Annotated in this window: 15 protein-coding genes; 5 read left to right on the top strand and 10 right to left on the bottom strand. The window is 60.9% G+C overall.

The features are described from left to right. The first annotated feature begins 53 nt into the window (after positions 1-53). Positions 54-950 (top strand): homocysteine S-methyltransferase family protein, encoded by an 897-nt coding sequence (locus PF1751_RS27640; RefSeq protein WP_021492573.1) that lies wholly within the window; start codon positions 54-56, stop codon positions 948-950. 135 nt (positions 951-1085) lie between these two features. Here PF1751_RS27640 and PF1751_RS27635 read toward each other — a convergent pair whose 3' ends face one another. From PF1751_RS27635 to PF1751_RS27625, 3 genes are read right to left on the bottom strand one after another with little or no spacing between them, the layout of a single operon-like run. After that, positions 1086-1757 (bottom strand): GNAT family N-acetyltransferase, encoded by a 672-nt coding sequence (locus tag PF1751_RS27635; RefSeq protein WP_021492574.1) that lies wholly within the window; start codon positions 1755-1757, stop codon positions 1086-1088. A gap of 10 nt (positions 1758-1767) precedes the next feature. Next, complete coding sequence (locus PF1751_RS27630) at positions 1768-2214, bottom strand: GNAT family N-acetyltransferase (protein ID WP_010207608.1); 447 nt, start codon at positions 2212-2214, stop codon at positions 1768-1770. After that, positions 2211-2849 (bottom strand): FMN-binding negative transcriptional regulator, encoded by a 639-nt coding sequence (locus tag PF1751_RS27625; protein ID WP_044288076.1) that lies wholly within the window; start codon positions 2847-2849, stop codon positions 2211-2213. The genes PF1751_RS27630 and PF1751_RS27625 overlap by 4 nt, the downstream gene beginning before the upstream one ends. 87 nt (positions 2850-2936) lie before the next feature. Here PF1751_RS27625 and pdxR point away from each other — a divergent pair, with 87 nt between their 5' ends. Beyond that, positions 2937-4475 (top strand): MocR-like pyridoxine biosynthesis transcription factor PdxR, encoded by a 1539-nt coding sequence (gene pdxR / locus PF1751_RS27620; protein WP_044288075.1) that lies wholly within the window; start codon positions 2937-2939, stop codon positions 4473-4475. Here the strand turns inward: pdxR and PF1751_RS27615 are convergent. From PF1751_RS27615 to aspA, 7 genes are all read right to left on the bottom strand, one after another. After that, positions 4472-9043: a dermonecrotic toxin domain-containing protein gene (locus PF1751_RS27615; protein ID WP_044288074.1), complete on the bottom strand. Its 4572-nt coding sequence runs from the start codon at positions 9041-9043 to the stop codon at positions 4472-4474. The two genes, pdxR and PF1751_RS27615, sit on opposite strands and share 4 nt — an antisense overlap. Positions 9044-9135: 92 nt before the next feature. Beyond that, complete coding sequence (locus PF1751_RS27610; RefSeq protein WP_044288073.1) at positions 9136-10227, bottom strand: polyamine ABC transporter substrate-binding protein; 1092 nt, start codon at positions 10225-10227, stop codon at positions 9136-9138. Further along, entirely contained in the window at positions 10224-11258 is a 1035-nt protein-coding gene (locus PF1751_RS27605) for a histone deacetylase family protein (RefSeq protein ID WP_010207599.1), read from the bottom strand. The genes PF1751_RS27610 and PF1751_RS27605 overlap by 4 nt, the downstream gene beginning before the upstream one ends. A 153-nt stretch (positions 11259-11411) precedes the next feature. Further along, positions 11412-12404, bottom strand: coding sequence for an AraC family transcriptional regulator (locus PF1751_RS27600; protein WP_010207597.1), 993 nt, complete (start codon positions 12402-12404; stop codon positions 11412-11414). A 50-nt stretch (positions 12405-12454) separates the two neighbouring features. Then, positions 12455-13432 (bottom strand): asparaginase, encoded by a 978-nt coding sequence (locus PF1751_RS27595; RefSeq protein ID WP_044288072.1) that lies wholly within the window; start codon positions 13430-13432, stop codon positions 12455-12457. Positions 13433-13509: 77 nt separating this feature from the next. After that, positions 13510-14955 (bottom strand): alanine/glycine:cation symporter family protein, encoded by a 1446-nt coding sequence (locus PF1751_RS27590; protein ID WP_044288071.1) that lies wholly within the window; start codon positions 14953-14955, stop codon positions 13510-13512. Positions 14956-15347: 392 nt separating this feature from the next. Beyond that, the gene (aspA, locus tag PF1751_RS27585) at positions 15348-16772 is read right to left on the bottom strand and encodes an aspartate ammonia-lyase (protein WP_010207594.1); all 1425 of its coding nucleotides are present in this window, start codon (positions 16770-16772) and stop codon (positions 15348-15350) included. A 182-nt stretch (positions 16773-16954) separates the two neighbouring features. On the opposite strand from aspA, the gene PF1751_RS27580 reads away from it, so the two are divergent. The 3 genes from PF1751_RS27580 to PF1751_RS27570 all read left to right on the top strand — a co-directional run bounded on the left by PF1751_RS27580 (position 16955) and on the right by PF1751_RS27570 (position 19785). Beyond that, positions 16955-17863: a LysR substrate-binding domain-containing protein gene (locus tag PF1751_RS27580; protein ID WP_010207593.1), complete on the top strand. Its 909-nt coding sequence runs from the start codon at positions 16955-16957 to the stop codon at positions 17861-17863. Positions 17864-18196: 333 nt separating this feature from the next. Then, complete coding sequence (gene purE, locus PF1751_RS27575; protein WP_003195648.1) at positions 18197-18688, top strand: 5-(carboxyamino)imidazole ribonucleotide mutase; 492 nt, start codon at positions 18197-18199, stop codon at positions 18686-18688. Positions 18689-18699: 11 nt separating this feature from the next. Further along, entirely contained in the window at positions 18700-19785 is a 1086-nt protein-coding gene (locus PF1751_RS27570; RefSeq protein ID WP_010207591.1) for a 5-(carboxyamino)imidazole ribonucleotide synthase, read from the top strand. The last annotated feature ends 48 nt before the right edge of the window (positions 19786-19833 follow it).

The raw sequence follows: 19833 nt of genomic DNA, 5'->3' as shown, positions 1-19833 counted from the left end.
TAAGAACGACTCTCATAGTGAGTTATTTTCATAAGCTTATGAGTAAAAAGCATATGGCCACAGCAACAGTAATTCTCGATGGCGGCATGGGCCGTGAACTGCAGCGCCGCGGCGCGCCGTTTCGGCAGCCGGAGTGGTCAGCACTGGCGTTGAGCGAAGCACCGCAGGCGGTTGAAGCGGTGCATGCGGCTTATATCCAGAGCGGTGCCAATGTCATCACCAGCAACAGCTACGCGGTGGTGCCGTTTCACATTGGCGAGGAGCGGTTTGCCGCCGAGGGCCAGGCCCTGGCGGCCCTGGCCGGTACGCTGGCACGACGTGCTGTGGAAGCTTCCGGTCAGGCCGTGCGAGTAGCGGGTTCGTTGCCGCCGTTGTTTGGCTCATATCGCCCCGATCTGTTCGAGCCGCAGCGCGTGGCCGAGTTGCTGACGCCACTGGTGCAGGGCCTGGCGCCCTACGTTGACCTGTGGCTGGCGGAAACCCAGAGCTCCATCGCTGAAGCGCGTGCGATCCAGGCCGGGCTGCCGCAGGACGGCAAGCCGTTCTGGCTGTCGTTTACCCTCAAGGACGAAGACACCGACGACGTGCCGTGTCTGCGCTCCGGCGAGCCAGTGGCGGACGCGGCCGAAGCGGCGGCGCAGTTGGGTGTGCAGGTGTTGTTGTTCAACTGCAGCCAGCCGGAAGTGATCGGCGATGCGATTGATGCCGCGCGCCAAACCTTCGAGCGGCTCGGCGTGCACATTGAAATAGGGGCCTACGCCAACGCCTTCCCGCCGCAACCCAAGGAAGCCACGGCCAACGATGGTCTGGACCCACTGCGTGACGACCTTGACCCGCCGGGCTATCTGCACTGGGCTGCGGATTGGCAGGCACGTGGCGCCAGCCATTTGGGCGGGTGCTGCGGGATTGGGCCGGAGCATATCGCCGTGTTGGCGCAGAAGCTGGGTTAATTGAACCCACACAGGCCCAAATGTGGGAGCGGGCTTGCTCGCGAAAGCGGTGGGTCAGGCGACATCGTCGTTGGCTGAAACACCACCTTCGTGAGCGAGCCCGCTCCCACATTCATGTTGTGGTGACCGTGGGGGCTAGGCTCGGCACTCTGCCAGTGTGTTGAGCTGGCCTGAGGATGTTTGATTCGCCTCCGACAACCAGCGCTCAAACCCCGCCTCAATCGCCGGCCATTCCGAATCGAGGATCGAGTACCACGCGGTATCTCGGTTCTGCCCCTTCACCACCATGTGCTGGCGGAACACCCCTTCAAAACTGAATCCCAAGCGCTCGGCCGCATATTTGGAACGGGCATTGCCGTTGTTGCATTTCCATTCCAGTCGGCGATAGCCCTGCTCAAATGCATACTTGCCCAGCAAGTACACCGCCTCGGTGCTTTTGGGCGAGCGCTGCATCGGCGCACCGAAGGTGACGTGACCAATTTCAATACGACCTTGCGCCGGCACGATGGACATCAAGCTGAGGATGCCCTGTACCTGACCGGTCGCGCGGTCGATCACGCTGAAAAAGTACGGATCACTGTTGGCGGCGTGATTGTTCAGCCAGGCATCGAATGTGCTGCGCTCGGGAAACGGCCCATAGGGCAAGTAGTCCCACAGTTTTGGATCCGCGCCTGGGCCATGGAGGGCGTGGAACAAGTCGTCGCCATGGCGGGCCGGATCGAGTTTTTCCAGGCGGATAAAGCGTCCTTCCAGCAGTTGAGCTGTGGGCGCCGGGACGCCTTTCCAGTTGGCGAGAGAGGTCATCATGCTGCGCTCCTTAAAGGCCTTTGCGAAATTGGATGAAGCCAGGGCGTTCGGCGATGCGTTCGTAGAGTTGGATCGCGGTGGCGTTGGTCTCGTGGGTCAGCCAGTGGACCTTGCAGCAACCGTCAGCTTTGGCGGTGGCGTAGACGAATTCGATCAGCTTGCGGCCCACGCCGGTGCCGCGTTCGGTCGGGACCACCAGCAGGTCCTGCAGGTAGCAGGAGTTCTCGATGCTCCAGTTGGAGCGGTGGTAGATAAAGTTGACCATGCCCACCGCCTTGCCGTCCTGCCAGGCCAGGGCCGAGTAGGTAGGCTCGCTGGCGTCGATCAGGCGCTGCCAGGTGCTTTGGGTGACGGCGTCGGGCAGTTCGGTGTTGTAGAACGTCAGATACGCTTGCCACAGCGGCAGCCAAGCGGCGTGGTCGGCGGCGGTGACTGGGCGGATGTCGATCTGGCTCATTCTGTGGCTCCTTGGGGAATGAAGCGTGCGAGGGTCTGGTCACGCACATCGATGCTGGCGGCAAGGCCTTCGCGTACACCGGCAATATCCGCCGAGCTGCGGTTCTGGCTGAGTTTGCGTTTACCGATCAGGCGCTCGATCGGCAGGGCGAAGCCGACGATGGCTTTGAGCATGCCGTCAATGTAGTCGGCCGGGGCGTCGCTGACTTTCCACGGCTGCGCGCGACTGCCTTCGTGGCGATCGGTCAATGCCGTGACCACGGCGAGCAGGCGCTGGGCGTCGGTGAATACCTCGGCCTTGCCGTAAGCGTGCACGGCGATGTAATTCCAGGTGGGTACCACTTTGCCGTGCTCGGCCTTGGCCGGGTAAAACGCCGGGCTGATGTAGGCCTCGGCACCGGCAAAGATCACCAGGGTCTCGCTGCCGTTGTGCAGGTCTTGCCATTGTGGATTGGCCTTGGCCAGGTGCCCGTAGAGCGTGCCGTTCGGGCCCTCATCCGGGTTGAGCAGCAGTGGCAAGTGACTGGCCAGCAGGCCGTGCTCACCAAACGTCACCACTTGCGCCAGGCGAGTGTGTTGGATCAGCTGATGCAGTTCGGGCAAATCATCGAGGGCGAATGAGCGTGGTGTGTACATGCAAATTTTCCTTGGCGAATGCTTGCATCGTAGGCAGGCTAATGGCTCGTTGTAAGAGCCATCTGGAACCAATTTCATAGGTCCAATATGTCGCGTGTCTCGCCACCCCTGTCATTCAACCCCGCCGGTATTGAGTTGGATCGCCGTCAGGGCCTCACTCGCCAACTGTATGACGCCTTGCGCCAACGAGTACTGGACGGGCGGCTGGTCAGTGGCACGCGCTTGCCTGCTACCCGTGACTTGGCGGCCGCGCTGTCGATCTCCCGCAACAGCGTGGTGCGTGCCTACGATCAGCTGTATGCCGAGGGTTTCACGGAGAGCCGCGTGGGTGACGGAACTTATGTGGCGAAACTGCCCACTGCAAAAAAGCTGTCCACAAACCTGTCCACAGGGTTATCAACAGGCTTATCCCCAGGTTTATCCACAAATCCCTCTCAAAACCCTCAAGCTGCGCCGGTAAAAGTTATCCACAGCGCAGCGCTGGGGCGCTTGGAAAACAACCATTTGCCCCTGCCGCCCACGGGGCCGCCGCGCGCTTTTCGCGTGGGTGTGCCGGCGTTTGATCTGTTCCCCTTTGACGTTTGGGCCAAGCTGAATGCGGCTTTCTGGCGCAAACCGGACTTCGAACAACTGTGTTACGGCAACCCCGCAGGCGACCCGCGATTGCGCGGGCTGATCGCCGCATATCTACGCAGCTCGCGGGGCATGCAGTGCTCGGCTGAGCAAATTGTGATCACCAGTGGAGCGCAACAGGCAATTAGCCTTTGTGCACAGTTGCTGGTGGCGCCTGGCGATGGTGTGGCGATTGAAAACCCTGGCTACCGTGCGGCCGGCCATGCCTTCGCGTTGGCTGGCGCACAGTTGCGCGGCGTGGCGGTGGATGCAGAGGGCATTGATTGCAACGTGTTGAACACCTTGAGCGATTGCCGCCTGGCCTATGTCACCCCGTCCCATCAGTACCCGTTGGGCGTGGTCATGAGCCTGGCCCGGCGTCTGGAGTTGCTGGCCTGGGCCGAGCGTAGCGGGGGGTGGATCATCGAGGACGACTACGATGGCGAATATCGCTACAGCGGCGCCCCGTTGGCCCCGCTGGCGGCCTTGGATCGCAGCGGGCGCGTGCTTTATGTGGGCACCTTCGGCAAAGTCGCATTCCCCGCATTGCGCCTGGGTTACCTGGTGTTGCCGCCGACGCTGGTGGAGGCGTTCGCCCAGCGCCGCGCGGTGGATGTACGGCATTCGGAGGTCAGCACCCAGGCGGTGATGGCGGAGTTCATGGCCACGGGGCATTTTCAACGGCATATCCGACGCATGCGTCGCGCTGCACTCAGTCGGCGTAATGCGCTGCTGAACGCCTGGTCGGGCGAACTGGCGGGCGTCGGCAGTCTGCCCAATGCCGCTGCGGGCTTGCACCTTACAGTACGGGTGGACAGCCTCGCTCGCGAACAGCAACTGCTGGCGCAAGCGCGCTCGGTTGAGGTGGAGATCAGTGCCCTGAGCAACTACTGGTTGCCCGACTCCAGCACACCCCCCGATCAACGCGCCGGGCTGGTACTGGGGTTTGCCGCGGTGCCCGAGGCGGCGATCAGGCAGGCGCTGGGCCGGTTGCGCAAGGCCTGGACAGGTTAGGCGACAGGCTGAGGTGGTTTAGCCTTGAGGAACAGCGAGCGCGCCAACTGTGGACCGATTTCTCTACGGTACACGGCGATGTCGCTCAACGATTCGCGTTGGCCACCCATCTTTCGCTGCTTCTGGGTTTTCAGGTGGGCCGCGGTGTAGGCCTCGTTCGGACCGGTTGGGGTGGGGTAGTGAAAGTGTGCATACCACAGCGGGAGTTTGGTTGTGGCGTCCACCACCGTGTATTCCCGTAGATAGCCCTTGTCGCGCCCCCTGAGTTTAATGCGCTCGCCAACCGGTGGATCGACCGTCACGGCGCCCTCATGCAACAGTATTTCGATATGTGCGGCCTCCGGTGGGCGGCGCTTGAGCACGTCGATCTTGACGCGTTTGCCTTCTCGGTACAGTTTTTTGCCTGCCTCATCCAGGTTGCGGCTGGCCAGCGCGGCTGACGGCGAGTCGATTCCTGTCAGGTTGCTGGCGGTCAATGCGTCTTCGATGTCCAGGCTGGCCTGTTCCAATTTTTTGGCGTGCCGATGAAAGCTTTCTTCGATTTCCACTGGCAGCTGTGCGGTTTTTTTAGCCCAGGCTTCCTTACGGGTGATAAATGCGTCGACGCCATCGATCAGATCCAGGCCCGAATTGATGGCAATTTGCAGATCGCGGACCCGGGTGCGTGGAACGGGCTTGAGCACCTGTTCCTGTTCCACCCAGACCCCGGGCTCTTTCTCGTGGAAGGTGGCAATAACCTTGCCCGTCATCGGCTCCTTCACATCGACCAGCGCTTTGCCGTCTTCAGCGGGAGTTTCTCGCTGTTCGCCGACCACTATCCCCTTGGAGCGCGTCTTGATGTACTTACGCTTCACTCTGGAGGTGGCGTTGGACGGGCCTGGGGTGGGTTCAAGTGTTTTGCGCTCGCGAAGCAGGGCCGTCAGTTGTTTCTTTGCGCGTTGGGCAAACTCATCCACTTGCGTGCGCAGGTTTTCGAGGTCGGGCCTGTTGAGGTCGGTGGGAAACTCCGCCGGCAGGTCCACGAGGTTCTGATCAACCCTGGAGAACTGGTCCGTCAGGCTATCCAGTGTTTCGATCAATTGCTCCAGGGGGGCCACATTGACGGGTTGCACGGCCTCCCTGAAGCTTTGCACCGTCAGCTCCGCCGCGTCGACGATGCGGCGTAAGGCCTCCCTGGCATCGACGCGCGATGGCGACTCGCCTTCTGTTACGCACAAGAAGTGGCTCAAGCTGACCTTGAACGCCTTGAGGTCATCAACGTCATGGCCTGACGCGAAGTTATCATCGCTTTGGACCAGCTCTGCTCCCAACGCACCCAGGTCCAGGGCCTGCTCGCGGCGTTCTCGTACATATTCCAATCGATCGATCATGGCCTGTGTCGCGGTATACAAGTCGCGATAGTGAACCGTAGGCCAGGTATCTTCTTGAATATTCTCGATATCGAAGTGGCCCTGTGAGGCTTGCAACTGTTTGCGAAATGGAATTCCTTGTTCATAGATGGCTGAACGCGCCAGCAATAGCTGGTGTTTCAGGTAACTCGCCATGCCGTCCTGGTAGTTGGGAACCGTGTCGATGATCTTCAAGGATTTAAGCTGTGAAATCGGCACGTCTATCTCTTTGAGGCGCGTATCGATCTGTTCGAGAAAGGTGGCCCTGGCCAACTCCTTTGCGTCATCCGCAGCACTGTCGATGGCGCTGCGCAGTTTTTCAAGACTGGCAGTGCGCTCGGCTCGCGTGTTTTCAAATAGCTCCAGTTTTTGACGTAAGTCAGCGATTTTCGGTGGCCTGAGGGCTTCACCTTTTTTGCGCCGACTGCGCAGGCCTGCGCCACGAAGACGCAAGCGTGTATCGACAAACCATTGGCCCAGTTGGTTACCGATTAGCAGCGGACCGTGCCGGCCCGGTTGTTGCGGATCGACGATCAATACTGCGTCGTTTTCATCGACGATCACTTCAAACCATCGCTCACCCACCGGGGCGTACCAGTGTTGGTCTTTGGCATAGAGATTCAGGTAGGGCCCGGCGACCGTATGTTGTTCGCCTAATTTATCGGGCTTGGGTAACGTGAAACTGTCCAGGAAAGTCCCCAGGCTTGGCGAGTTGCGGGTTATGGCTCCACTGATATGCAAGGTGTGCTCGTGGCCGATGGGGGGCCCTACGCCGTCCACCGTAGGTTTTTGTATGAGTTCTGGCTTGGCCGCAGGGGGTGGCAACTTTGGCAGTACGCCAGGCTTCTCGATGGCCGGCCCAGGCCCATGCCGTGTGGCTACGTGCGTTGCCAGCACCATGCCCAGCGTCAGGAAGATATCCACCAGGGCCGAAATGCCGGTTGTACGGTCGTCGATTTCTTTGGCGTCGACCATCTGTTGCAAGTCATCCATCAGTTGCCAGATCCAGGTCGCGGCGCCCACTGAGCGGCCCATAAACGGCAGCACGGTGTTAAAGATCAGCCACCCGGCGTTCTTGAGGCTTTGCCAGCGCGCCTCGGCGTTGGAAAGCGATTGGCGATCGGCCAGCGTAACCATTGCAGCGGCGTTGGCCTTGAACAGTGTTGCGAAGTAATCACCGCGCAGTACCTCCTGCCCCAAGTCGATGGGCCCGGTCATCACTAATGCGTTCAGCGGGTCGTTCACCAGGCTGGTGAGCACCCAGGGCGAGGGCAGGCTGCCGGGAAAGACAAACTGTGCGTAAGCCGTGCGCACATTGTCAGGCAGCCAAGCCAGCACCGATTGGCGCAATGGGGTGTCTTGCTTGATCGCGTACAGCAGGTTGGAGGGCGATGGGAACTCCATCAACTGTACATCGGACAGCGGACGATAGAGCAGGCAAGGCCCCTTCTTCGGGTCTTGAGGACCAATGATGAACATGTTGCTGACCACGTCGACTGAGGCGGTCAGGCGCAACTTGGGGCGCAGGGACAGCGGGCGAATGACGATGGCCGCGCCGTCGACTTCACGGGCCGCGCTGTCAGGACTCAAGGCGGCACAAACGTAGCGATAGCCTTGTTCACTCACCCCGAAGACGCGCTGAACTTTGCACTGCAGCGCCAGCAACGGTAATTGCAGGCGTAGGTGAGCGATGTAGAGCTGTTGCCGACGCAGGGATTCGACAGGGTCGTCAAGGAGTGTGCGCTTGACCAGGGCCGGATAGCGCTCACCGACATTCGCCTGGGTAATCAACGCTTCCAGGTAGGCAGCCGTCATCCAGGCAGGCACATCGCTGCCGTTTTTATAGCTGACGGTTTTGTTGCCCAAAGGCAGGGCTATCAGGTTTTCCAGGGCCAGTTGCGCCAGCGTCAGGGTTTGGATCTGGGTATTGCCCGGCACAATCAAGGTGCCCCAGGCCTGCACGCTGGTAATGGTGATCCGTACATTGTTGAGTGTTGCGCGGGCAACCTCTGGGTGCTCAGTGAGCATGAGCGTATGAATGGCATCCAGGGCGAATTCATCGATGGACTTGATGCCATCATCAAAGGCTTTACCCGCGTCCTGAAAGTGCTGGGCCGCCACATCCATCGAGTATCGCCCATAGGCTGATTGATCGGTGGGAGACGCGTCGAGCAACCAGGTGGGCAGTGCATGATGAACCGCGTCGAGCCTGGATGGGGCTATCAGTGACAGCAAGTCAACCGTGTTGCTGGGGGCGGCTTGGGCCACGGTGGCTACCACTTCGCCGTTTTCGAAGGTGACCGCGCCGATCGCTTGAATTTGCAAGGCTATAAACGTGCAGGCCTGTTGCTCGAAAAAATTGCCGGCCGGCTCGAACAGGCGCCAGTGCATCGAGGAAGACCGTGCAATGGCACCGTGAGTGCTCAAGGATTCGCCAAACTCCTTCTGGCTGTTGAAGGCGGCGTAGCCAGTGCCAATCGAATAGCTGAGGATAATTTCACGCTCCCCGAGGCGCCCGATCAGCACCGCCAACGCTGCCAGGTTGGAGTGGCTGACCTGCGTGGCTTGCTGCACGTCGATATCAATCAGGTAGGCCTTGGTGTTGTACTTGTCGTGGAGCTGGCGGTCGGCGTAGTCGGGATAGAGAAAAACGTTCCTGGCGACGTTGCACTCATCTTCATCCCAGCCCTCGACGCTTTCGATATTCCAGATTCTGCGCAAGGCATTGGCAAAGCTCTGCCAGCGCGGGCCGTTCTCTTGCGGGCTCTGGTTCCAGAACAGAAGTTGCTGCTCTTGGTACGCGACGGGCAGCAGCGGTGCCAGCTCATTGATCAGGCTGCCGACAGTGTCCACCTTGACCGGCAGATGCACGTTCGGCCCGAGGGTGGTTTGATAGATCAGGTAATGCTCGCCGTCGATCCAGGTCACTGTGGTGTTGGACATCACGCACCGGGACAGCGCCCCGGTAAGCGATTGGGCGTGCGGCGTACCGGGCAGGATCACCTCTGCAGTGATTTGCCAGCCGGGTGTGATCAGAAGCGCCAGGTCGGGGTCAATGTCGAGGTCGGGATACAACTCGCGTAAGCTCGAACGCAGGGTGGCCGCGGCTACTTCGCGTAATGAAGGGCCGGTGGTCAGTTGGGTCAGTAAATCTTTGGCGCTGGAGGGGAATGTGGGCAAGAGGGGCTCCTGACAGGCAAGGTGATGAGGGCTGCCGAATGCAGCTCAAGACCTCAATCACGCTAAAGCGCAGGTCTGTCAGGAGGTGGTATTCAGATACCCGACTTGATCTTGCTCCAGGCTCGGGTCCTGGCGCGCTCCGCGTCACGGCCCAAAGGTTTCAGGGTATACAGCGTGGCCATCGCCGCCTCGGTGGGGTACAGGTTGGGGTTGTTGCGAATCGAGGGGTCAACCTGTTCGGTGGCGTCTTTGTTCGGGTTGGGGTAGCCGACGAAATCGCTGATCGGCGCGATCACCTGCGGTTGCAACAGGTAGTTGATGAAGGTGTAGGCGTCCTGCGGGTTTTTCGCGCCTTTTGGGATGGCAAGCATGTCGAACCAGATCGGCGCGCCTTCCTTGGGCAGGCGCATATCTACGGTCACGCCATTTTTGGCGTCCCTGGCGCGGTTGGCGGCCTGGGAGAAGCTGCCGGAGTAACCGACGGCCACGCAGATGTCGCCATTGGCGATATCGGCCATGTACTTGGAGGAGTGAAAGTAAGTGACGTAGGGGCGGATCTTCAACAGCAGCGCTTCGGCCTTTGCATAGTCCTTGGGGTTGCTGCTGTTGGGGTCCAGACCCAGGTGTTGCAGGGCCAGGGGCAGGATCTCCGACGGGGAATCGAGCAGGGCCACACCGCATTGCTTGAGCTTACTGATGTTTTCTTCTTTGAAGATCAGGTCCCAACTGTCCACCGGCGCATTGACGCCCAGCGCGGCCTTGACCTTGTCGGGGTTGAAACCGATGAGAATGGTGCCGTACATGTACGGCACGGCAAATTTATTGCCTGGGTCATTGGCTTCGATCAGCTTCATCAGCTTGGGGTCGAGGTGCTTCCAGTTCTGTAACTGGCTGCGGTCCAGAGGTTGGAAAACTCCGGCCTCGATCTGCTTGGCCAGGAACACATTGGATGGCACCACCACGTCATACCCGGAGTTGCCGGTGAGCAGCTTGGCTTCCAGGGCTTCGTTGGTGTCGAAGATGTCATACACCAGTTTGATCGTGGGGTTCTGCGCCTTGAAGTCTTCCAGTGCCTTGGGCGTGATGTAGTCGAACCAGTTGTAGACCCGCAGGGTTTTCTCTTCGGCGTGGGCCATACCGCTGATAACGGCAGCGCAGAGGACGAGTGACTTGAGCATGTTCATTGGGCTGCCCCTTCAAATCCTTCAAGAACGTTGACGGCATTGATGCCGATTTCTTCCACGGCATAGCCGCCTTCCATCACGAACAGCGTGGGTTTGCCCAAGTCGGCGATGCGTGCGCCCATTGCCAGGTAGTCCGGGCTGTCGAGTTTGAACTGTGAGATGGGGTCGTCCTTGAACGTGTCCACACCCAGGGACACGATGATGATGTCGGCGCCATAGCGCTCGATCTCTTTACAGGCTTCCTCAAGCGCTGCACTCCAGCGCTCCCAGCCGGATCCTGCAGGCAGCGGGTAGTTGAAATTGAAGCCTTCGCCTGGGCCTTCACCCAATTCGTCGGCATAGCCCAGGAAAAACGGAAACTCCGCCTCGGGGTGGCCGTGGATCGACGTGAACAGCACGTCGCGGCGCGCGTAAAAAATCGATTGGGTGCCGTTGCCGTGGTGGTAGTCCACATCCAGGATCGCGACCTTTTTGTGGCCCTGATCAAGAAAGGCTTGGGCGGCAATGGCGGCGTTGTTGAGGTAGCAATAACCGCCCATCAAGTCGCTGGCGGCGTGATGTCCCGGTGGTCGGCACAGCGCGAAGGCACTGTGGGCGCCTTGCTGGATCGCCTGTTGCGCGGTGAGCGCGACTTGCGCTGCGCTGTACGCCGCTTGCCAAGTGCCGGCGGTAATCGGCGCGCCGCCGTCGAAGCTGTAGTAACCCAGCTGGCCGTGCAGGCTGGTGGGCAATACCCTGCGCAAGGTACGGGCGGGCCAGGTATAGGGCAGCAGGTCGCCATCCGTGGCGAATTCAGTCCAGCGCGCCCAGGCGCCTTTGAAAAATTCCAGGTAGTCGCGGCTGTGGATGCGTTGCAGCGGCGCCAGGCCAAAATCCTGCGGCGCTTGCACCGGGCCCAGTTCGCGGTCCTTGACCCGTTGCAGCACGTGGTCCGCGCGCGAGGGCATTTCGAAGCAGGGCATCAGTTGCCCGTCCATCAATTCGCACCGACCGTGATGCAGGTGATGATCGTCTGAGTAGATCGTCAGCATTTTTTGTTCTCCGCAGGCTGTATCAGTGGATGCAGTCTTGCGGCGGGACGGTTTTAAGAAAACGGCAAGAGCGGCCAAAAGGGGATAAATACGGCCAAATTGTGTGACCGCAATTCGCCCCGCTAGCGCGCATCGACCCGTCATTGCGAGGCGTCAGGGGCGAAATTGACTGGGTGCCACGCCGCTCCAGCGTACAAATGCGTGGCGAAAGCTGGCGGTTTCACTGAAACCGAGCTGTTCCGCGATTCGGTAGATCGGCAGTTCGTCCTGCCCCAGCAACTGCTTGGCGCGCTCGAAGCGCAGCTCATCGAGCAGTTCCTGGTAGCTGCTGCCCAAGTCATGCAAATGCCGACGTAAGGTTCGCGCGGAACAGTTCATCTGCGCAGCCAAGCCTTCAATGCCGGGCGCGGCGTGGAGCTGGGCGGCGAGCAAATGGCGGATCCGACCCAGCCAGGCCTGGCGCCCGGTAAACTCCAAGTTCTGCTTGCGACAGCGATCGGTCATGGCTTGATGGGTGACGGCGTCGGCCAGTGGCAGCGGCTGGTCGAGCCAGCGCTTGTCAAACGCGAAGGCGTTGGCGCTGGCTTCAAAATGCAGCGAGCACGCGAAGCACTCGTGGTAGCGCGCGTGATAGTCCGGCGCGCTGTATTCGAAACGTGCACCGAGTAACGGCAGCGGCTGGCCCAGCAGGTCGTCGCAGATGATTTTCAGCGAAACCAGGCAGAATTCGACGTTGAACATTTCCAGCGCGGGCGTTTCCCGGTAATCGGCGGCGGTCAGCCAGATACGCTCGCCGTCGTTTTCCAGGCTCAGCTCGAAAAGTGTTCCCAACAGCGCCGGGTAGCGTAGCGCCAGGCGCAACGCGTCACCGAAGGTGGCACAGGTGAGCAGGGCATAACCGAGCATGCCGTAGGACGACACATGCATCTTGCGGCCCAATTCGAGGCCAATATCCCGCCGCAGCGCGACTGCGTTGGTACACACACGCATCTCCTGGTTGGTGGTGATGCAGGCGTCGGCGCGGCTCAAGTCGGCGGCGCAGATACCGCTGCCCGCGAGCAACGTTTCAGCCGGCAAGCCTTCGGCCTTGAACGCGTTAATGACCAGCGAGACGGCGTTGAGGGTCGTGAGGTGGGAGTGCAACATAGGGGCTTCCAGCCAGAGGATGGCTGGAAGTGGAGCAAGTTATATGCCGCTCAGCGCAGCTCGCCGCACAGGTCCAGCTCTACCAGACGGCGGACCTCCTGGATATCGAGCCCGGCGCCGATCAGCGCGTTGAGCTTGCCGAACGCGGCTTCACGGGTCATGCCGCCACCGGACAACACGCCCACGCCACGCAAACGACTGCCGGCTTCGTAGACGTCCAGTTCCACGCCGCCTTCATGGCATTGGGTGATCGCGACCACGACCACACCTTGCGCCTGCGCACGCTGAAGGCTGGCGAGGAACTCGGGGTTATCGCTGGGCCCGGTGCCGCTGCCGAAACATTCCAGGATCAGCGCTTGAATGCCGCTGCCAATCACCGCGTCCAACTGCGCCGCACCGATGCCCGGCACCAGAGGCAGCACGCCGACGCTGGCCAAGGCTTTGGGCTGGCGATAGTCCAAGGCCTGGGGAATGGACTCTGCACGCGCAGCACCGCCCTGGCGATTCAGCGCCGCGAATGGATTGCGACCGAAGCTGCGAATTTTCGCGCAACGGGTCGGTGCCATCAGCGCGCCGTGGAAGTACAGGTGCACACCCGGCGCGATGCCTTTGCCCAGCGCCGCCAGGGCGCCGCTGACGTTTTCCCAGGCATCGCTGTCGGGCACGCCGGCTGGCAGCATCGAGCCGGTAAACACCACCGGTGCAGGCAGGCCGAGCAGTTGAAAGCTCATGGCCGCCGCGCTGTAGGCCAGGGTGTCGGTGCCGTGCAGGATCAGCACGGCATCGCAGCCGTCGTCCACGGCCTCAACCACGGCGGTGCGCAGGCGCTGCCAGTAAGCGGGGGTCATGTTGGCGCTGTCGATCAACGGGGCCATTTCCTGGAAGCGCCAGGCAGACGCTGGCAGGTGTGCCAGCTGTTCGCGCATGCGTGCTTCGAAGCCGGATGCGGGAGCCAGGCCATGGGTGCTGGCCTGCATGCCGATGGTGCCGCCGGTGTAGAGCACCATGACGTTACTGGATGAGGACATCGATAATTCTCCTGAACGAAAAACGCCGCACGGCCTTGAGCATGCCCAAGGTCGTGCGGCGTGTCATCTATCTACGCTTAGCGTTGCACTTGAGCGTTCAGCTCAGCCGACGTTGCTGCTTCAGGTTTTACCGGGTTCGCCGGCCACGCCTTACGGTCCAGGTCCAGATCAGGAAACTGACTGGAGTCGAACACCGGCGTCTTGATACCCGCCGCGCGCTGGTTGTCGTAGTCGTTCAGGATGCGCATGGCGATCTTGAACAGGAACGCCAGGGCGAACAGGTTGACGAACGCCAGCATCGTCATGGTGATGTCGGCGAAGGCAAACACGGTGCTCAGGTTCTCGATGGAACCCCAGAAAATCAGCACCAGCACCAGCGCGCGGTAGCCCATCAACATCTTGCGGTTGTTGCCGACCAGGAAGCGCAGGTTGCTCTCGCCGAGGTAGTAGTTGTACATGATCGAGGTGAACACGAACAACGCCAGGGCCACCGAGATAAACATGCGACCCCAGTCGCCGACCACGGCCGCCAGGGAGTTCTGGGTCAGGGCAATGCCGTCGCCTTCGAAGCCTGGGGTGTAGAAGCCGGAAAGCAGGATCAGCAACGCGGTACAGGTGCAGATCACGAAGGTGTCGAGGAACACGCTGAACGCCTGCACCACGCCTTGGGCGATCGGATGCTCTACCGACGCCACGGCTGCCACGTTAGGCGCACTGCCCAAACCGGCTTCGTTGGCGAACACGCCGCGCTTCACACCCATGATGATCGCGCTGCCCACCAGGCCGCCGAAGGCTTGGTCGAGGCCGAAAGCGCTCTTGACGATGGTCGCGAGCATGGCGGGTACGTGGTCGAATTGCAGCACGATCACGTACAGGGTTACCGCGATGTAGACCAGGGTCTTGACCGGTACCAGCAGGTCGGCAATCGAGGCGATGCGCTTGATCCCACCGATGAACACCAGGCCCAGCAATACGGCCAGGGCCAGGCCGGTGTAGGTGGTGTCCAGGCCAAAGGCGTTGTTCAGCGAGTGAGTCACGGCATGGGCTTGCAGGCCGTTGAACGCAAAACCGAAGGTCACCAGCAGCAGGAATGCCATGACCATACCCAGCCAGCGCTTCTGCAGGCCGTGCTGGATGTAGTAGGCCGGACCGCCACGGTAGGTGCCTTCGGCGTCGGTGCGCTTGTACAACTGGCCGAGGGAGCACTCGATGAAGCTCGACGACATGCCGACCAACGCGGTGACCCACATCCAGAACACGGCACCGGGACCACCCAGGGTCACGGCAATGCCGACACCCGCGATGTTACCGGCACCCACGCGGCCGGCCAGGCTGAGCATCAGCGCCTGGAAGGAGCTGAGCTGGCCGGCGCTGCTTTTGAGGCTGTCTTTAAACACCGAGAACATGTGGAAAAAGTGGCGCAACTGAACGAAACGCGAGCGAATCGTGAAATAACCGCCGAGCCCGACAATGAGCACGATCAGTACTTTCCCTGAGAGGAAGTCGTTGATGACTTCGAGCATGGAGTGTTCCTCGCTGATTTTTCTAATGGCAAACGCAGGACGGTTCAATGCATCGCTCGGCACCAGGCAGTGCACGACGCTTGGACCCCAATCCTTTTGCGGGTGTTGTTATTCATGCGGTTTCGCGCTGTCCAGGACCTCGATAACGACGATCTCTGACGCGAAGAGGGGCGGCACTATACCTAGGCGAGCGTGATCCGTCTGCACAGGCCGATTAAAGGTTTCAGCACGCTCGAGTCGGGCAAGGAGGGTTTGCAGGGCGATATTGGATTTTTTATGGGCGTCATTTCACAACCTTGAGGCAAAAAAAAGGGCCTGAAGAACGAGCCTTCAGGCCCTCAAAAGGTGAGAGGTGTCTAGTCCCTCAACCTGGTGAGCGGTGCAACAAACGCTTAGGCCTTCAGGGGAACCAAGCGTGGAGCAATCATGTTTTCGGGGCGCAGGATGTCGTCGAGCATGGCGTCGTCGAGCAAGCCTTCTTCGCGCACCAGTTCCAGCACGCCGCGGCCGCTTTCGAGGGCGATACGCGCGATGCGGGTGGCGTTTTCATAGCCGATGTACGGGTTCAGCGCGGTGACCAGGCCGATGGAGTGCTCCACCAGTTCGCGGCAGCGCGCTTCGTTGGCGGTGATGCCGACGATGCAGTGTTCGCGCAGCATGTCCATGGCGCGTTGCAGCAGGCGGATCGAGTCGAAGATCTTGAAAGCGATCAGCGGCTCCATCACGTTCAGTTGCAGTTGGCCACCTTCGGCTGCCATGGTCAGGGCCAGGTCGTTACCGATGACCTGGAACGCTACCTGGTTCACGGCTTCCGGAATCACCGGGTTGACCTTGCCGGGCATGATCGAGCTGCCTGGCTGACGCGCTGGCAGGTTGATCTCGTTGATGCCGGTGCGTGGGCCGCTGGACAGCAGACGCAGGTCGTTGCAGATCTTCGACAGCTTCACCGCCGTGCGCTTGAGCATGCCGGAGAACAGTACAAAGGCGCCCATGTCGGAGGTGGCTTCGATCAGGTCGGCGGCTGGAACAACCGGTTGGCCGCTGATAACGGCCAGGCGTTGTACAGCCAGGGCCTGGTAACGCGGGTCGGCGTTGATGCCGGTACCGATGGCGGTGCCGCCCAGGTTGACTTCGGTCAGCAGCTCGGGCGCGAGGGTCTTCAGGCGCGCCAGGTCTTCGCCCAAGGTGGTGGCGAAGGCGCGGAATTCCTGACCGAGGGTCATCGGCACGGCGTCTTGCAACTGGGTGCGACCCATTTTCAGCACGTGGCTGAACTCTTCGCCCTTGGCGGCGAAGGCCTGGATCAGGCTGTCGAGGCTGGCGAGCAGCGCGTCATGGCCCAGCAGCAGACCCAGGCGGATCGCGGTCGGGTAGGCGTCGTTGGTCGACTGCGCCATGTTCACGTCGTTGTTGGGGTGCAGGTACTGGTATTCGCCCTTGTTGTGGCCCATGGCCTCCAACGCGATGTTGGCGATGACTTCGTTGGCATTCATGTTAGTTGAAGTGCCAGCGCCGCCTTGAATCATGTCCACCACGAACTCTTCGTGGAAATCGCCGCGGATCAGGCGGGCACAGGCTTCGCTGATGGCAGCGTGCTTGGCTTCGCTGAGCTGGCCCAGTTCGCGGTTGGCGTCAGCCGCCGCTTGCTTGACCATTGCCAGACCGACCACCAATTTCGGGTAATGCGAAATCGGAACGCCCGAGAGGCGGAAGTTGTTCACCGCTCGCAGGGTCTGGATGCCGTAATACGCTTGAGCAGGTACTTCGAGTACGCCAAGCAGGTCTTTTTCGGTACGGAAAGATGCAGCGGAGGACATGACGGAAATCATCTCGATATGGACCCGGAACTGGCCGGAACGCTGCGAATGCTAGGCTTGTAGAACTTTTTGGGCCAATGCTGTTAAACACTGGCCTATGCACAAACGGCATAATGCAGGTGTGACCCGGTTATCATGACGGGCGTGTGTGCCAAAATGGTGCATACCCGTGGGAGGAAGTGATGAACCTTGAGAGCAAATGGCTGGAAGACTTCAGCGCCTTGGCGGCCACCCGCAGCTTTTCCCAGGCGGCAGAGCGACGCTTTGTGACCCAGCCGGCGTTCAGCCGACGTATCCGTAGCCTGGAGGCAGCGTTGGGCCTGACCCTGGTCAACCGCTCGCGCACACCGGTGGAATTGACGGCAGCGGGGCAGTTGTTCCTGGTGACTGCGCGCACGGTGGTTGAACAGCTCGGCGAGGTTCTGCGCCATTTGCATCACCTGGAAGGCGGGCAGGGCGAAGTCATGCAAGTGGCAGCCGCCCACTCCCTGGCCCTGGGGTTCTTCCCGCGCTGGATCGCACAATTGCGTAACGAAGGCTTGAACATCGCCACGCGCCTGGTCGCCACCAACGTCGGTGACGCGGTACACGCGCTGCGCGAAGGCGGCTGTGACCTGATGCTGGCGTTCTACGATCCGGACGCCGCCATGCAGATGGACGCCGAGATCTTCCCGTCGCTGCACCTGGGCAACACCGAAATGCTCCCGGTGTGCGCCGCTGATGCCGACGGCAAGCCGCTGTTCGATCTGGAAGGCGAGGGCAGTGTGCCGCTGCTGGCCTACAGCGCCGGCGCGTTCCTCGGGCGTTCGGTGCATTTGCTGCTGCGCCAGCGTGCGCTGCGTTTTACCACCGTGTACGAAACGGCCATGGCGGACAGCCTCAAAAGCATGGCCCTGGAAGGCCTGGGCATCGCCTGGGTACCGCAACTTAGCGTACGGGCGGAGTTGGCCCGTGGCGAACTGGTGGTGTGCGGCGGCCCGCAATGGCATGTGCCGCTGGAGATCCGCCTGTATCGCTGTGCGTTGGTGCGCAAGGCGAACGTGCGGTTGTTGTGGCGCAAGTTGGAAGGTGGCGCGGCCCAAAGCGCCTGAGCGCGATGCAGATCAACTGTGGGAGCGGGCTTGCTCGCGAAGACGGTGTATCAGACACCGCTATTTTGACTGCCCCAGCGCATTCGCCAGCAAGCCTACTCCCACAGGGTTTTACAGCGTCCCTGGCTGACTCTTGAGTCAATAAAACCGCCGGTTTGCGCCACTGGACAGATGGTCATTCCAGGGGCTGTTTATCTTGATTATTACGGTATACTGCGCGGCCTTCGGCCGGTCCAACCGGCCTTAATTCGTACAACAAGCCACGCCGGATTTCCCGCGTGGCTTGTTGTTTTTTGACGCGCCTGCGGGCGCCCAGAGAGAAGAGGCACGACGATGAGTGCATTGGTTGGCGTGATCATGGGCTCCAAGTCCGATTGGTCCACCCTTAGCCACACCGCCGATATGCTGGAAAAACTCGGCATTCCGTATGAAGTGAAGGTGGTCTCTGCCCACCGCACCCCGGATTTGCTGTTCCAGTATGCCGATGAAGCAGAATCCCGTGGCATCGAGGTGATCATCGCCGGTGCCGGCGGTGCGGCGCACCTGCCAGGCATGTGTGCGGCCAAGACCCACCTGCCGGTGCTCGGTGTGCCGGTGCAGTCGTCGATGCTCTCGGGTGTGGATTCGCTGTTGTCCATCGTGCAGATGCCGGCCGGTATCCCGGTGGCGACCCTGGCGATCGGCAAGGCCGGTGCGATCAACGCCGCGTTGCTGTCCGCCAGCATCCTGGGCGCCAAGCACCCGCAGTTCCACGCGGTGCTGAAGAAATTCCGTGCTGAGCAGACAGACAGCGTGCTGGACAATCCAGACCCACGCATCGCCTGAGGTTGTTGACGATGAAAATCGGTGTAATCGGTGGCGGCCAACTGGGTCGCATGCTGGCTCTGGCGGGAACCCCGCTGGGGATGAACTTCGCTTTCCTGGACCCGGCGCCGGACGCCTGCGCGGCCGCCTTGGGTGAACACCTGCGCGCTGACTACAGCGACCCGGACCACTTGCGCCAACTGGCCGACGAAGTCGACTTGGTGACCTTCGAGTTCGAAAGCGTCCCGGCCGAAACCGTTGCGTTCCTGTCGCAGTTCGTCCCGGTGTACCCCAGCGCCGAAGCCTTGCGCATTGCCCGTGACCGCTGGTTCGAGAAGAGCATGTTCAAGGACCTGGGTATTCCGACCCCGGCCTTCGCCGATATCCAGTCCCAGGCAGACCTGGACGCTGCAGTCGCCAGCATCGGCCTGCCGGCCGTGCTGAAAACCCGCACCCTGGGTTATGACGGCAAGGGCCAGAAAGTCCTGCGCACTGAAGCTGATGTGGTCGGCACCTTCGCCGAACTGGGCAGCGTCGCCTGCCTGCTGGAAGGCTTCGTACCGTTCACCGGCGAAGTCTCGCTGATCGCCGTGCGTGCCCGTGATGGCGAAACCCGTTTCTACCCGCTGGTGCACAACACCCACGACAGCGGCATCCTCAAGCTGTCAGTGGCCAGCACCGACCACCCGTTGCAGGCTTTGGCGGAAGATTATTCCAGCCGTGTGCTCAAGCAACTGGATTATGTAGGCGTGATGGCGTTCGAGTTCTTTGAAGTCGACGGTGGCCTCAAGGCCAACGAAATCGCCCCACGCGTGCACAACTCCGGGCACTGGACCACCGAAGGCGCCGAGTGCAGCCAATTCGAAAACCACCTGCGGGCGGTTGCGGGCTTGCCATTGGGCTCCACGGCCAAAGTCGGCGAGAGCGCCATGCTCAACTTCATCGGCACCGTGCCTGCGGTGGAAAAAGTCATCGCCATCGACGACTGCCACCTGCACCACTACGGCAAGGCCTTCAAGGCCGGGCGCAAGGTCGGCCACGCCAACCTGCGTTGCAAGGACCGCGCAACGCTGGAAGCGCAGATCCTCAAGGTTGAAGCGCTGATCGCCGAGCAATAAGGTGAGCCCGACGGGAACCATTGGTGACCGTCGTCTCTCTGATTGCAG

The organism is Pseudomonas simiae (assembly GCF_000934565.1).
Classification (GTDB): domain Bacteria; phylum Pseudomonadota; class Gammaproteobacteria; order Pseudomonadales; family Pseudomonadaceae; genus Aquipseudomonas; species Aquipseudomonas simiae.
The sequence above is the reverse complement of the archived record's forward strand: the minus strand, read 5'-3'. Positions and strand labels throughout refer to the sequence as shown.